Annotated in this window: 12 protein-coding genes; 5 read left to right on the top strand and 7 right to left on the bottom strand. The window is 73.1% G+C overall.

What is annotated here, in order from left to right; all coding sequences use genetic code 11:
* Positions 1-10 precede the first annotated feature (10 nt).
* Positions 11-2,671, bottom strand: a complete 2,661-nt coding sequence (gene lanKC, locus IG90_RS0109225; RefSeq protein WP_030580331.1) for a class III lanthionine synthetase LanKC — start codon at positions 2,669-2,671, stop codon at positions 11-13.
* 210 nt (positions 2,672-2,881) lie between these two features.
* Complete coding sequence (locus tag IG90_RS0109220; protein ID WP_030580328.1) at positions 2,882-3,859, bottom strand: ArsR family transcriptional regulator; 978 nt, start codon at positions 3,857-3,859, stop codon at positions 2,882-2,884.
* 170 nt (positions 3,860-4,029) lie between these two features.
* Between IG90_RS0109220 and IG90_RS0109215 the strand changes: the two genes are divergently transcribed.
* Together IG90_RS0109215 and IG90_RS0109210 are read left to right on the top strand one after the other, a co-directional pair.
* On the top strand, positions 4,030-5,268 hold the full coding sequence (locus IG90_RS0109215) for an MFS transporter (protein WP_030580326.1): 1,239 nt from the start codon (positions 4,030-4,032) through the stop codon (positions 5,266-5,268).
* Entirely contained in the window at positions 5,265-5,849 is a 585-nt protein-coding gene (locus IG90_RS0109210; protein ID WP_030580323.1) for a sugar O-acetyltransferase, read from the top strand. Before IG90_RS0109215 ends, IG90_RS0109210 begins: the two co-directional genes overlap by 4 nt.
* A gap of 45 nt (positions 5,850-5,894) precedes the next feature.
* Here IG90_RS0109210 and IG90_RS0109205 read toward each other — a convergent pair whose 3' ends face one another.
* Positions 5,895-6,398 carry a DUF4265 domain-containing protein gene (locus IG90_RS0109205; RefSeq protein ID WP_030580320.1) on the bottom strand — a complete coding sequence of 168 codons (504 nt, stop codon included), beginning with the start codon at positions 6,396-6,398 and terminating at the stop codon, positions 5,895-5,897.
* Positions 6,399-6,676: 278 nt separating this feature from the next.
* Between IG90_RS0109205 and IG90_RS0109200 the strand changes: the two genes are divergently transcribed.
* Both IG90_RS0109200 and IG90_RS40685 read left to right on the top strand, forming a co-directional pair.
* Positions 6,677-7,228, top strand: coding sequence for a matrixin family metalloprotease (locus IG90_RS0109200; RefSeq protein ID WP_030580317.1), 552 nt, complete (start codon positions 6,677-6,679; stop codon positions 7,226-7,228).
* 5 nt (positions 7,229-7,233) lie between these two features.
* Positions 7,234-7,878, top strand: coding sequence for a hypothetical protein (locus IG90_RS40685; RefSeq protein WP_157846306.1), 645 nt, complete (start codon positions 7,234-7,236; stop codon positions 7,876-7,878).
* Positions 7,879-8,090: 212 nt separating this feature from the next.
* Here IG90_RS40685 and IG90_RS0109190 read toward each other — a convergent pair whose 3' ends face one another.
* From IG90_RS0109190 to IG90_RS0109175, 4 genes are all read right to left on the bottom strand, one after another.
* Positions 8,091-10,328: a hypothetical protein gene (locus IG90_RS0109190; protein ID WP_167344989.1), complete on the bottom strand. Its 2,238-nt coding sequence runs from the start codon at positions 10,326-10,328 to the stop codon at positions 8,091-8,093.
* Between the two features lie 175 nt (positions 10,329-10,503).
* Positions 10,504-10,995 (bottom strand): DUF6113 family protein, encoded by a 492-nt coding sequence (locus IG90_RS0109185; protein WP_030580308.1) that lies wholly within the window; start codon positions 10,993-10,995, stop codon positions 10,504-10,506.
* Positions 10,992-11,894, bottom strand: a complete 903-nt coding sequence (mshB, locus tag IG90_RS0109180; protein WP_030580306.1) for an N-acetyl-1-D-myo-inositol-2-amino-2-deoxy-alpha-D-glucopyranoside deacetylase — start codon at positions 11,892-11,894, stop codon at positions 10,992-10,994. Before mshB ends, IG90_RS0109185 begins: the two co-directional genes overlap by 4 nt.
* 93 nt (positions 11,895-11,987) lie before the next feature.
* Complete coding sequence (locus IG90_RS0109175; protein ID WP_010063247.1) at positions 11,988-12,182, bottom strand: hypothetical protein; 195 nt, start codon at positions 12,180-12,182, stop codon at positions 11,988-11,990.
* Between the two features lie 176 nt (positions 12,183-12,358).
* Here IG90_RS0109175 and IG90_RS0109170 point away from each other — a divergent pair, with 176 nt between their 5' ends.
* A complete protein-coding gene (locus IG90_RS0109170; protein ID WP_030580302.1) occupies positions 12,359-14,485 on the top strand; it encodes a S9 family peptidase in 2,127 nt (708 codons plus the stop codon).
* Positions 14,486-14,544: the final 59 nt, after the last annotated feature.

Below are 14,544 nucleotides of genomic sequence, written 5' to 3'. Positions count from 1 at the left end.
GACGGTGGTGCTACGACGACCCCTGGCGGGGCCGGTTCATGGGGCCGCTCGCGCGGCCGGGGTGTGCCGCCGGAGCGGCGGGCAGGAAGGGAAGTCCGGTGGAACCGCCGAGCGCGGCGCCCAGGGCGAGGAGAGCGCCGGCGGTCCCGGTGGCCAGGTCCATCGACAGGCGCATCAGCTGCTCGCCGGGGAAGGCGAGTCCGCCTCCGTACGCCACGGCGTGGCTGCCCAGCAGGTCGGTGTGGCGGGCGATGCCGCGCTCCCGGTCGGCCGCCTCGCACAGCGGGGTGGCCGCGAGGTGCGTCAGGAGCCCGGCCGAGCCGCGGAGCAGTCCGGACTGGACGTAGAAGGCGGAGAGCGCGGCCGGCAGGAGGGCGCGGCCCGCCGCTTCGAGCGCCGGGTCCGGACGGTGGGCCAGGTAGGCGTCGATGACGGCCGCGATGCCGGCGCTGCCCGAACCGAGGTACGGCATCAGCCGCTTGCCCTCGACGACGAGGAGTTCGCCGTCGTCCCCGGCCCGGCACCGCTCCAGGTCGCGGCGGATTGCGGTGGCCGCCAGGCCGAGCAGGGCGGCGTCACCGGTGGTCGCGTACCGGCGTATCAGCAGCAGGGCGATGCCGCTCGCGCCGTGCAGCAGTCCGGTGCGGGACGACGGCGGACCGTCGACGAGCGCGCGGACGGCGAGGGCTGTGCAGCGGGCCGCGGCGGCGGACAGCGCCGGGGCGTCGGCGGCACAGGCGGTGCGGGCCAGGTCGTCGAGGGCGAGGCCGATGCCCGCGTACCCGTTGTGGAGGCCGGGCGCGAGGCCCTCCAGCGGCTGGTCGAGGATGATCCGGAGGAGGTCGGCGGCCTCGGCGGTGCGGCCGATCCGGTTCAGGGTCCAGGCGATGCCGGTGAGTCCGTCGTAGAAGCCGAGCGGGCTGCCGGAGGCCGGGTCCTTGGCGTGCCGCAGGAGCCAGTCCTCGGCCGGCTCGCACGGCCCGGCGCCCGTCTCATGGAGGGCGTAGAGCACGCCGGCCGCCCCGTACGCGAAGGACTGGCCGCCGGTGGCCGTGGCGAACTGGGCGATGTCCCCGGGGAAGCAACGGTCCTCGCGCTCCGGTGTGCAGGAGGCGGTGATGGCCCGGACCATCGCGTCACGGCTGCGCGGCCAGTCGCCGGGGTCGGTGACGGAAGCCGGAGCCGCAACCACGGCGGCATCCCGACCGGCGGCAGCGGTCCGGGGCGCGTCCTCCCCCGTGTCGCGCAGGATCTCCGCGACCGCGGGCCGCAGCGCCTCCTCGGTGACCGGGAAGACGCGGGCGATGTCCCGGGCGAGACCGGTGGCCTTCGTGCGGTCGATGCCGAACAGTGTGGTGAGCGGCAGGTACAGGGCGAGCCGCAGACAGGCGAGCGCGTAGCGGTCGATGTCGGCGCCGCGCCGGTCGGGCGGGGCGACGAAGGCCGGGTTGGCGACGATCTGGCGGCGGCGCTCGGCGGCCGGGGAGGCGGCCTCGAAGTCGAGCAGGACGATCCGCGCGGCCTCCTCGTCGACCATGACGTTGCTCATGTGCAGGTCGCTGATGACGATGCCCCGGGCGTGCACCGCCTTGACGGCGCGCTCGACCTGCCCGTACAACTCCTCGGCCCAGGCCGCGTGTCCGGCGAGCAGTTCGGGTGACGGGTGCTGCCGGGCGAGCGGGAAGCGGCGGGCGAAGACGGTGTTGAGGGTGGTGCCGGGGATGTACTGGAGGACCAGGAAGTGGTGGTCGCCGACCTCGAAGACGTCCCGGACGGCCGGTACGCAGTCCAGCCCGGCCAGTTGCTCCAGGGCGGCCCGTTCGCGTTCCAGCCGGGCCACGGCGTCCGCCCCGTCGGCGGCCAGCCCGGCGTACGGGCGGGCCTCCTTGAGGACGACCTGCTCGCCGGTACGGGTGTCGCGGCCGAGGTAGACCCCGCCGCCGTTGGAGAAGTGCAGCGCCTTCTCCACGGTGTACGGGAGGTCCGCGAGCCCCACGGCGGCGCGGGCTTCGAGGTGCGGCCTGAGGAAGCCGGGCGGGGTCACCCAGGAGGGGACGCGAAAGGACGGGCCCCGGTCGTCCGGGACGAGCCGGCCCTGCGGATCGGCGACGGCGGGCACGGGCCGCCCGTCGGGACCGGCGCAGAAGCGGGCGGCGAACGCCCCGTACCGGGTGTGCACGGGCCCGTTACCGCACCGCAGGTCGCTCAGGATGTACGGGCCGTGCTCGCCGTCGAGGAGCTGCATCAGCGCGGTGCACACCTCGGGGAACGCCTCGTCGGACGGCGGGTAGACGGTGATGAACTTGCCGCTGCCCGCCCGGTCCGCGTACTTGGCGTTCCGCAGGGCCAACAGCCCTGGATTCGGTATGCACTTGAAGGCCAGCCGGTGTTCCAGACAGTGGGCGAGGACCCGGTCCAGCACGGAGGCCGCGTTGTCGAGGGCGGCGGAGACGTGGATCTTCCAGCCCTGGGGCGGCAGCCGCAGCCCGTCGGGGGTGTAGGAGAGCCAGTCGCCGCGCCGGGAGCGTGTCCATCCCCGGGGTGCGGCGCCACGGAGCGGCGCGTAGGACGAGCGCTCCTCGTCGGCGGCTCCGCCCGGTCCGGGGGAACGGTGGGGTGCGTCGTAGAAGCGGCGGTCCGCCTGGCAGTACGCGGCGTACTCCGGATTCACGCACGGTCCCCTCGCTCGGTTCTTTCGTGGCGAGAGAGAAATTGCCACAACGACGAGGGGCGCCCATAGTCACTGTTGTCACGACTCGTACATGCGCGCCACCCATGCGGAGCGCACCGCGCACCGGTGCGCTCGTGCCCGTCGCCCTGCTGCGGGCGGGTGCGGGCCGGGGGCGTACGGGGGCGCGCGCGGGGCGCTCTCCCCCTACCCTCAGCCCGCTCCGTGCACCAGCACGTCCCCCGCCTCAGTACGGAAATAGAGCACGGAGCGGCCCGCCCGGCGGCGGCGGACCAGCCCGGCGTCCAGCAGGATCCGCAGATGGCGGCCCACCGAGCCCAGCCCCTGGCCGGTCAGCGCGACGAGCTGCGTCGTGCTGAGCGGGGAGGCCAGCAGCAGGAGGACGGCCGCCCGCGCCGGTCCGATCAGCGCGCCCAGGGCCGCGGGAACGGGGACGCGGCCGGCCTCGGCGAGCGCGCCTGAGCACGGGTACACCACCCCGTACCGGCGCGGGATGTCCCAGCAGACCCAGCACTGGTACGGCGTGACGGGAATGAACAGCAGTTGGGCGCTGCCCAGTTCGCGGGGCGGGTTGTCGTGGGTGTTGATCTGGAGTCGGCTGTCGCCCAGCCAGCGGACGCCGGGGCACATCCCGTTGAGCGCCTCGGCCCAGCCGCCACGCCCCAACTGGGCCGCGCGGGCGATCACATCGGCCTCCAGGACCCGCCGCCGCCTCGGCCAGTCGGGCAGCACGGTGTGCGTCCAGACCCATTCCACGGTGTCGGCCGCGCGCTCGGCCAGGTCGTCCCGGTCCAGTGCGGCGGGCAGCGGCCCGCGCAGCGTCTCGGCCAGTTCGGCGCGGGCCCGGACGGGCGGGGTGGCCCGGATCCGCGCGATCTCCTCGGCGAAGGAGGGCGGGGCCTGGCCGGGCGGGGCGGGGACGGGCGCGGGGGTGAGGAAGTCGGCGGTCCAATGAGGCGCGAGGGCGGAGCGGATCACCAGCGCGGAGAGCGGATCGTCGGCCGCCCGCTGCCGGTACGCGGACAGGTGGGTCTCCAGCCAGGCGCGCTCCCCCGGGTGCGCGGCGGAGGCCCGCTCCAGGAGCATCAGGCTCGCGACGGTCTCGGCGAGCGGCGAGACGACGAACCTGCTGTCCGCGAGCGTGTCCGCACCGACCTGCCACCAGCCCACGCGGACCCGCCTCCCTGTTCCCGTACGAGCTTCCACTTACGCGCTTCCTCTTACGCGTTTCCCGTCCGGCCGGAAGGAGGAGCGGCGCACGCGGTCCGGCCGGGCTTCGGGCTTTCGCATCCGCGCGAAACAGTAACGGCCCCGGCGACGACGTCCGGAGACTCCACCCCATGCGCACCTACCGCGAGCTGTTCCGGACCCCGGAGTTCGCCCCCTTCTTCGCGGCCGTCTCCGTGCAGACGGCCGCCCAGACCGCGACCGGCCTGGCCCTGGGCACCCTCGTGTACGCGCGGACGGGCTCGCCCCTGCTGTCGGCGCTGGCGATGTTCGGCCCGTCGCTGGCCCAGGTCGCCGGGGCGCTCACCCTGCTGTCGGCGGCCGACCGGCTGCCGCCGCGCGCCGCGCTGACCACCCTGGCCCTGCTGTCCGCGGGCGCCGCCTGCGTCCAGGCCGCTCCCGGACTGCCGCTGTGGGCCGCTTTCGCCGTCCTGCTGGCGCTGGGCGTGGTCGCGTCACCGGGCGGGGGCGTACGGTACGGGCTGCTCAACGAGATCGTTCCGCGCGAGGGATTCCTGCTCGGCCGCTCCGTGTTCAACATGACGGGCGGCGCGATGCAGATCTGCGGGTTCGCGGTCGGCGGGCTGCTGGTGACGGTGTTCTCGGCGCGCGGCACACTGCTGATCGGGGCGGCCCTGTACGGGGTCGCGGCGGCCGTGACCCGGTTCGGGCTGACCGCCCGGCCGCCGAGGGCCACCGGCCGGCCTTCGGTCCGCGAGACCCTGCGGACGAACGCGCTGCTCTGGTCCTCGGTGCCGCGCCGGTACGTGTTCCTGGCGCTGTGGGTGCCCAACGGCCTCGTCGTCGGCTGCGAGTCCCTGTACGTCGCGTACGCGCCCGGGCACGCCGGGCTCCTCTTCGCCTGCGGGGCCCTGGGGATGCTGGTCGGGGACACGCTGGTCGGACGGTTCGTCAGGGCACGATGGCGGGCGCGGCTCGGGGCACCGCTCCGGCTGCTGCTGGCCGCGCCGTACCTCCTCTTCGCGCTGCGGCCGGGGCTGCCGCTCGCGCTGGCGCTGGTCGTCCTGGCGAGCGTGGGCTTCGCCGCGAGTCTGCTGCTCCAGGAACGGCTGATGGCCCTCACCCCGTCAGAGCTGAGCGGCCAGGCGCTCGGGCTGAGCTCCTCGGGGATGCTCGCGATGCAGGGGGTGGGGGCGGCCGTGGCGGGCGGCATCGCCCAGCTGACCTCCCCCGCGACGGGCATGGCGGCCGTGGCGGGGGTCTCGGTGGCGGTGACGCTGGCGCTGGCCCCGGGGCTGCGTGACCGGTCCGGGGCCGTCGGGGGCAGACTGCCAGTAGCGGGCGGATCACCGCGAGCGTCCCGTACACCCCGCACGGAAGAGACCACATGAGCGACGAGACCAGGCGCAGCCAGAAGGAAGCCATGCTCTCCGGCGAGCTGTACATCGCCGACGATCCGGAGCTGGCGGCGGAGGCGCTGCACGCGGCCGTGCTGAGCGAGCGCTACAACGCCACCTCCGCCGCCGACCCCGAGGCCAGGCGCGCCGTCCTGGCCGAACTCCTCGGCGAACTGGGCGAGGGCGTGGAGGTACGGCCGCCGCTGCGGGTCGACTACGGCTACCGGACCACCATCGGCCCCCGGACGTTCATCAACTTCGGCGCGGTCCTCCTGGACGTAGCCCGCATCACCATCGGCGCGGACGTCCAGATGGGCCCGAACGTCCAGCTGCTCACCCCGACCCACCCCGTGGACCCCGAGCCGCGCCGCGCCGAGTGGGAGGCCGCGCAGCCGATCACCATCGGCGACAACGTGTGGCTGGGCGGCGGGGTGATCGTCTGCCCCGGGGTGACCATCGGCGGGAACACGGTGGTCGGCGCGGGGGCGGTCGTCACGAAGGACCTGCCCGCGAACGTGGTGGCGGTCGGCAACCCGGCCCGGGTGATCCGGAAGATCGGCGAGGAGGAGGCGTGAGGCCTCCGGTGCGACGCCCGGCGGGCCGCGTCGCCGCCCCGGGTGCTACGCGGCCCGCCAGGCATCGGTGACGCACGAGACCTCGAAGTTCCACCAGCCCTCGTCCCGGCCCCGGATGAGCAGCGCCTTGACCCCACGCAGGTCCGCACCGCCCGGCACGGTCAGGGCGACCAGCGGGAACTCCGCGCTGTAGACCTCGCCCGTGAGCCCGAAGGCGGCGAGCCGCTTGTGCACGGCCCGTGCGTCGCGCCCGAGCGGACCGTCCGGCACGGGCAGCACCCGTACGGTGCAGTTGCCCGAGTCCGCCGCCCGGCCGGCGGCCCAGTGCACCCCGTCGTCGTCCGTACGAAACCGTACGGTCTCGCCCTCGGCGACCCCGTCCTGGAGGAAGGGCACGTTGTTCGCCCGCGCGGTGTCCGCGCCGAGCCGCGTCGCCCACAACCCCTCGGTGTCGTACGGCAGCCAGTCCTCGCGCGGGACGCAGCGGAACCAGACCTTGATCCGATCGGCTTCGCGGGGCGGGCGCTTGGGACCGGCGGGGGAACTCATGGTCGGCTTCCCGTAGTTGACGCCACGGGGTCGTACAGGAGCGGGGCCCGGCTGCTGTTGAGCGCCGGGTCCCGCTTCGCCGCGTACGGACGCGCCCTCACACGCGCCAGCGACGAAGGGGCCTCACACCTCACATCGCTCAGAAAAGGGAATCCTGAATTCCGGTGAACCTCTGGTGTAAGATTTCCTGCCTGGTCGATCACGTGACATTCCCGAAACGGACAGCAGCACCCCTTTCGGCACGCCCGCGTGATTCCACAGAATGAGGGGGATTCAACATGAGAAACCAGCAGCCCATAGGCCGGTACGGGATTTCCGCCTCCGTACTGGCAGTAATCCTTTCCGTTCTCGCCGGAGTCACGGCACCCGCGGCATTCGCGGCGGATTCACGAGGCAGGTCATCCGTCGACTCCGGCGAGATTCGCTGGGAGGACGAAACCAAATTCGACGACGCACGGAAATGGGCCGCCACTGCCTGGTACAACAGCAAATACAAGCTGACAAAGATCAAAATCGCTCCGGACGCATGGAACACCATCACCGATCTGGAATGGAAGGATGAGAACCGCAGGGACGTCTCCTGGGTCGCACAGTGGCGTGGAAAGGCCGGCGCGGATGCCATCGTCATGAACAAGGCCTATCTGGACGACGGGAAGAAATACGGCACCAAGGCGTGGCGACGCAAGGCTGCGGCACACGAGATGGGGCATGCGCTCGGGCTCGGCCACAGGTCCGACGGTAATCTTCTGGCGAAGACGATGGGCGGCATTCCTTCGAACGCTCGCCCCACTTCGAACGACCGCGCCGGCTACAACAAGCTCTGGGGTTGATGACTGTGAAGCGGAAGAATGTCTTCGTCCTTTCCGGTGCGGCCGTCCTGGTAGCCGCCGGACTGGGCACAGCCGCCATCTATCAGCAGGTCACCGATCGCGTGGAAAGTTCGGGTTCTCAGCTGGCACTGACCTACGAAGCCGACTTCTCCGACGACGCCAACCTCGCCGGTGGAGCCGACAACCTCTTCTACGGCAAGGTCACCGTGGTAAAGGGCCAGAAGGACCTGGGTATCGGAATCGAGACTCAGTATGCTGTGGAGGTCCAGCGTGTCTTCAAGGGCACGGTGACCGGCGTCATCGTCGTCAACCAGCAGGGCGGCAGGGACGCGGACGGTAACGTCGTCGACCTCCCGGAGGACGACACTCTGCTCCAGGCCGGCTCGCGGTATTTGTTCGCGACGAAATATAATCCGGACCGCAAATTCCACACCGTGATCCCCGTTCACGGAGACCAGCCGATTCCGAACGGTGAAGCCCCCGCGCCGGGAATCCCGGACGCGAACGGGGACGGACAGGCCACCATGTCCGACCGGTGGGTGGCAGCGGTGCAGAACCAGAACGACCTCTCCACCGCGCCGCCTGCTCCGGAGCCGACCGAGGAGCCTGATGAGGACCCGACTCCGGAACCCTCCCCCACCGCTCCCTGAGCGGTGAGGGAGGGCCTGGTGAAGGGTCGTCACCTGGTGGCGGCACTTCACCAGGCCGGGGGGTGCGCTCGACGGACTTCCGGGCACGTTCGGCGACACGGTCTGTTCGGGGCCGGGGCGACACGGGCTGCTCGGGGTCCGGATCGCGTACGGCGCAGCCCCCGCCCGGAGGTCCGGGCGGGGGCTGTCAGGGGTGCGTCCGGCCGGGAGGCTCAGCCCTGGCCGGTCAGGTCGATGGTGACCGTCCGCTCGGCCTCGGTCTTCCCGGCCAGGGCGGTCTTCATCGCCTGGGCCACGTCGTCCGGGCCGACCTGGTGCTTCTTGCCGTCGCCCTTGACCGCCATGATGCCGTCGAAGACGCCGTCCAGGAGCGTGTCGATCGCCTTCTTGTCGTAGACGTCGACCAGCCGGCCGTCCACGGCCTTCATGGAGAGGATCTGCGGCAGCGACCTGGCCGGGCCGAACTGGATCTGCTTGGGACCGGCCTTGATGGTGATCAGACCGGACATCGCGGGCTCGGCGAACTCCTTCATCGCCCGGTCCAGTTCGGTCTTGGTGATGGTGGGTTGGGTGGTGGTGACGGGGAGTTCGACCAGCCGGGCCTGCCCGGTCTGCACCTGGGCGCGGTAGGCGTCCCGGACCGAGATCAGGGACTGGCCGGCGTCCAGCGTCTTGCCCGGCTTGCCCGGCACCGCCACGGCCTTGTTCGGCTCGAAGCGGATCGTGCCGTCGTTGGCCGAGCCGGATGCGCCCGCCAGGTCGGTCAGCGCCACGCCGAGCTTCTCCTCGTCGACCGGGATCACCGGGTCGGCGGGGCGCTCCCCGCCGAACAGCGAACCGATCACCGAGACGGGGTTGTAGTCGCTGCCCGCCGCGCCGCGCACGGTCTCCTGGCTGTCCAGGGTGAGGCCGGCCTTCGCAGGGTCGAGCTTCTCCTCCTTGCCGTCCACCGACAGCTGGAGGGGTGTCTTGGCCCGCTCGCCGAGGGCGGCCTCGAGCTTGGTGACCGCCTCCTCCTTCGTGCCGCCGCCGATGTCGACGCCGAGCACCGTGGTGCCCTTGGGGACCTCGGAGTGGTTCAGCAGGAGACCCGCCCCGTACGCGATGCCGAGCAGCACGGCGGCGGCCACCCCGAGCAGGACCAGCTTGGAGCGGCCCTTCTTCGCGGGGGCCGGGGCGGGGGTGCTCTGCTGCGCCGGACGCGGGGCGGCGGGGCCGGGCGTGGGAGCACCGGGTCCCCCCGGACCACCGGGTCCGCCCGCCACCGGGCCGCCGGGGGTGCCCGGCCCGCCCGGGAACGTGGCGCGGGGCTCGCTGGGCACCACGGGGATGCCGCTGGTCAGCGTGTCGCCCGAGACATGGCCGCCGGGGCCGGGCTCGGGCGCCGGGGCCTGCGGCGTGAGGATCGCGGTGTCGTCGGACATCCGGGGCGGTACGCCGCCGGGGATGCCCGGGACCATCGGGCCGGGTCCGCCGAGGCCGGGGACACCGTCGAGGTTCGGAGTCAGCGAGGAGCTACCGGTGACCGGTCCCGTGGTGGGGCCGGACGGGCCGGGCGTACGCACCCCGGGGCCGGGGGTTGAACGCGGGCCTCCGCCGGGGGGCTCGGTGCCGTAGGCGTCGAGCGCGCTGCGGCCGGTGCCGGGCGCGCCCGGAGTGCCGCCAGGCTGCGGGGCGTCCGAGAAGTACGGCAGGTCGGGGCGCGACGAGCGGCCCGCACCGCCGTCGGACGCGCCACCGGGGCCGGTGGTGCTGCGGGGGCCGCTGGTGCTGCCGGGGCCGCCGGTACCGGGGCCGCCGAGGCCGCCCGCTCCAGGACCGCCAGGACCGCCGGCACCGGGACCGCCAGGGCCACCCGGGCCCGAGGCGCCGCCGGGGCCGGAAGGAGCCCCGGCGGGAGCGCCGGACGCACCGGGGCCCTGGGCGGCTGCTCCCGGCCCGGCGGCCGGGGCCTTGCGCGGGGCGAACCAGTCGCTGCCGCTCTTCTCCCGGGCCGGCTTCTCCGCGGGCGTCGGGTCGGCGGCCGGGCCGCCGTCCCGGGACCGGTCCGCGGGCGCTCCGCCGTCCGGGCCAGCGGAACGGGCGGACGAGGGGCCGGACCCGGCTCCGGGCGCGGACGGCGGCGTACCGGGGCGCGGGGTGGCGCCGGTGCGCTCCGCGTCGGAACGGCCGCCGGCGATGTCGCTCTCCGCCATCGGCGTACGCATCACGACCGGCGGGATCGGACGCGACCCGGGGATGTTGATCCGGATGCGCGTCGTCAGCGTCGTCTCGGTCTTCGGTTCCTCGGGCCGGGGCGGATCCACGGATTCCGGGGTCTCGTCGGAGCCGTCCTGTGACGGGTGCAGCGACGGATACTGGCGGGATCCGTACGGCGGCGTACCCGACGGGTACGCGGCTCCGCCGCGGCCCTGGGGCCCGGAGGACGAACTGTCAGTTTCACGACTCAAAGCAGGTTCTCCCGATTGGCTCCGCCGCCCGTACTTCCCCCATGCCGCAGGCCAGGGGACGGCTCGGCGCGCGCACCACCATACTGGCCGCCGCCGCCGGACACTCCGCGACCGGGGCAAACCTCCACCCCCGCATCACACCTGTGGGGGTCGTTCCGGACCCGGACTTGGCACTTCACGTACCGGACCGGCCGCTGCGGATGGCTGATTGCGGCACTTTGGAGGTGGTGGCGCACATCACAGCGGCGGCGGTCCCGCCGACGACGAAGAGCACCAGACCGAGTTCGTCGCCGAAGACGTAGTCGCCCTCCGGCCGGCCGCTCAGGAGCAGGAACACCGTGATGAACCAGCCCGCCGCCGGGGCGAGCGCGCCGATCTGGGTGCGGGTCAGGATCCGGCCGCCGTAGAAGAGGCCGGCGGAGCCCGCCAGGGCGATGACCAACCCGCCCGGGAACCAGGCGGCTTGGACGAGGGTTCCGGCGATCCCGACGAACGCGCCGAGCACGGCGAGGCCCGAGTAGGCCGCGATCCGGGCCGGGTTCGGACGCGCGGCGAGGCCGATGGGCCCGGGCGGCCTGGGCGGCGCGTTCCGCCGCGGCGCGTGGGTGGCGTCGAAGGGGCGGGAGGACTGCGCGCGGCCGCGCCCCTTGCCGGGGTTCCCGCTCATTCCGCACCTCCTGCGGCGTCCGGCAGGCCCGCGAACAGGTCGCTCTCACGTGCCCCCTCGATCACTCCCGGTGCGCCCCGCACCAGTTGGTAGCACTCGGCCGTAAGCAGGGGCTGGCCGAGGCCGTTGGAGAGGGCGAAGCAGGGGCCGTCGACCGTGATCTGGGTGGCGTGGGCCCGCATCGCCGCCGACTTCGCCCCGGCGTACGCTGATCCGTCGATCTCCGCGGTGATCTGCTCCGCGCCGGTCACGCCCGGGACGTCGTCCACGGCGGCGACGCCGGAGAAGGCCCCGGGGGCGGTGGTGCGCAGCCGGTCGAAGGCGGCCTCGACCACGGTCCGCTCCACCCGGTTCCAGTAGATCTTGGCGATGGTGTGCGGTGCGTCGGTGCCGAACGACGGGTCGGCTGCCAGGTCGGCGGCGCGCATCGCGACGCGGTGGGCCTGGATGTGGTCGGGGTGGCCGTAGCCGCCGTCCGGGTCGTAGGTGACCAGGACCTGGGGGCGGACCTCGCGGATCACCTCGACGAGGTGGGCCGCCGCCTGGTCCACCGGGGTGGACCAGAAGGAGCCGGGGCGGGCGTTCTGCTCGGTGCCCATCATTCCGGAGTCCCGGTAGCGGCCCGCTCCGCCGAGGAAGCGGTGGTCGGTGACGCCGAGCTCCTTCATCGCCGCGGCCAGCTCGCCGACGCGGTGGGGGCCCAGCGCGTCGTCCCGGTCGGCGGTGAGGCGGGCGAGCAGGGGCGGGATGACCTCGCCCTCCTCGCCGAGCGTGCACGTCACCAAGGTGACGTGGGCACCCTCGGCCGCATACCTGGCCATGGTGGCGCCGTTGTTGATCGACTCGTCGTCGGGGTGCGCGTGCACCAGCAGCAGACGGCGGGCGGGGAGGTCCTTCATGGGGACCACCCTACGAGCCCCGGAGGCCCCCCGTGCCCCCGCGCCCCCGTGCCCCGCGTCTCCTCGGCCCCCGGCGGGCGGCCGGGTGGGCGGTCAGAACTTGATGCTGCTGATCATCCCCGCCACGTTGGTCGTCAGATCGGAGATGGTCGGTGCGATGGACGAGCTCGCGATGTAGAACCCGAGCAGCATGCAGACCACCGCGTGCCCTCCCTTCAGTCCGGACTTCCGGATCAGCAGGAAGACGATGATCGCCAGCAGCACTACCGCCGAAATCGAGAGCGCCACGGCGGTTCACCTCCATCAGTACGGTCGGGACGGGAGCACACGCGGAGTCAGCAGGTTCCTACCCACCGAGCGCTACGGATCATAACTTTCCGTTCCAGGGCATTGATCGGGGCACAGCAGCACGAGGGGCGCACGAACCGCGCCGCACGGCCGAGTTCGGAGCTAGGTTCGTTGCCATGACCTCGAAGAAGCTGTCCTTTCCCCGCCAGCAAGCACGGACCCAGCGCTTCACTCTCGGCGCTCCTCGCGCCTTCACCGTCTCACCTGATGAGACGCGCGTGATCTTCCTCCGGTCCACGTCCGGAACGGACCGGACCAACCGGCTCTGGGTGCTCGACCCGGCGACCGGGGAGGAGCGCGTCGCCGCCGATCCCGAAGTCCTGCTGGGCGGTTCACAGGAGAAGCTGTCGGCGCAGGAGCGGGCCCGGCGCGAGCGGACCCGGGAGGGTTCGTCGGGCATCGTCGCCTACGCGGTGGACGCGGCGGCGGAGTTGGCGGCGTTCGCCCTGTCCGGAAAGGTGTACGTGGCCGAGCTGCGGGCCGGGACCGCGCGGGCGCTGCCGGTACCGGGCCCGGTGATCGACCCGCGCCCCTCCCCCGACGGCCGGCACATCGCGTACGTGGCCAAGGGCGCGCTGCGGGTCGTGGGCGCGGGGGGCGAGGACGACCGGGCGCTGGCCGAGCCGGAGGACTCCCATGTCACCTACGGTCTGGCCGAGTTCATCGCGGCTGAGGAGATGCACCGCTACCGGGGATTCTGGTGGTCGCCGGAGTCGGACCGGCTGCTGGTCGCGCGGGCCGACGACAGCCCCGTACAGCGGTGGTACATCGCCGATCCGGCGAACCCGGAGCGCAGGCCGGCCGAGGTCGCCTATCCGGCGGCGGGCACGCCCAACGCCGAGGTGCGGCTCTTCGTGATGGACCTGGAGGGAGCCCGCCGGGAAGTGGTCTGGGACCGGGCGGCGTTCCCGTACCTGGCCCAGGTGCACTGGTCATCGGCGGGTGCTCCGCTGCTGCTGGTGCAGGCCCGTGACCAGCGCAGTCAGCGGTACCTTGCGGTGGACCCGGAGAGCGGTGCGACCCGGATCGTCCATGTCGACGAGGACCCGGTGTGGCTGGACCTTTTCCCCGGGGTGCCCGCGTGGGCGCCGGACGGGCGGCTGGTGCGGATCGTCGACGAGGGCGGCGCACGGGTGCTGGCGGTCGGGGACCGGCCGCTCACCGGGTCACAGCTGCACGTCCAGTCGGTGCTGGACGTCGGGGAGTCCGACATCCTGGTCTCGGCGGTGGCCGGTGAGGACGCGGTCGAGCCGGAGATCGGGCAGATCCACGTGTACCGGGTCAACGAGCTCGGAATCGAGCGGGTTTCCGAAGGGGTGGGTGTGCACTCCGCGGTCCGCTCGGGCGGTCTCTCGGTCGTGGTCTCGGCCGTCCCCGAGGAGCCCGGAGCCACCGCGTGGGTGGTGCGGGACGGCAAGCGGCTGGCCCGGATCCCGAGCTTCGCCCAGGTGCCGGCGGTCTCCGCCCGCGTGACGCTCACCGAGGGGGGCGCACGACGGATTCCGTGCGCCGTGCTGCTCCCCTCGGACTACCAGGAGGCGGATGGTCCCCTTCCGGTCCTGATGGATCCGTACGGCGGACCGCACGGCCGTCGGGTGGTCGCCGCCCACAACGCGCACCTGACCTCGCAGTGGTTCGCGGACCAGGGCTTCGCGGTGGTCGTGGCGGACGGGCGGGGCGCGCCGGGCCGCTCGCCGGGCTGGGAGAAGGCGGTACGGGACAACCTCGTGCTGACCATGGAGGACCAGGTCGAGGCCTTGCACGGGCTCGCGGACCGGTTCCCGCTCGACCTGTCCCGGGTGGCGATCCGCGGCTGGTCCTTCGGCGGCTATCTGGCGGGGCTCGCGGTGCTGCGGCGGCCCGACGTCTTCCACGCGGCGGTCGTGGGGGCGCCGGTCACGGACCAGCGGCTGTACGACACCCACTACACCGAGCGCTATCTCGGCGACCCGGCCGAGCAGCCCGAGGTGTACGCGTACAACTCGCTGCTCACCGACGACGGTCTCTCCGAGCCCGCCGCCGAGGTCCGGCCGATGATGATCGTGCACGGCCTGGCCGACGACAACGTGGTGGTCGCGCACGCCCTGCGGCTGTCCTCGGCGCTGCTGGCTGCCGGGCGTCCGCACGAGGTGCTGCCGCTGAGCGGGGTGACGCACATGACGCCGCAGGAGCAGGTCGCGGAGAACCTGCTCCTGCTCCAGGTGGACTTCCTCAAGCGGTCGCTGGGGCTGACCGGAGCCTGAGAGCCTGTCGGGCGGCGGGGACGAGGGCGGGGCCCGAAGCCGCCGCCCTGCGCAGGCCC

The organism is Streptomyces anulatus (assembly GCF_000721175.1).
Classification (GTDB): Bacteria; Actinomycetota; Actinomycetes; order Streptomycetales; family Streptomycetaceae; genus Streptomyces; species Streptomyces anulatus_C.
Note: the sequence above shows the minus strand (reverse complement) of the source record. Positions and strands in the feature narration are given on the sequence as shown.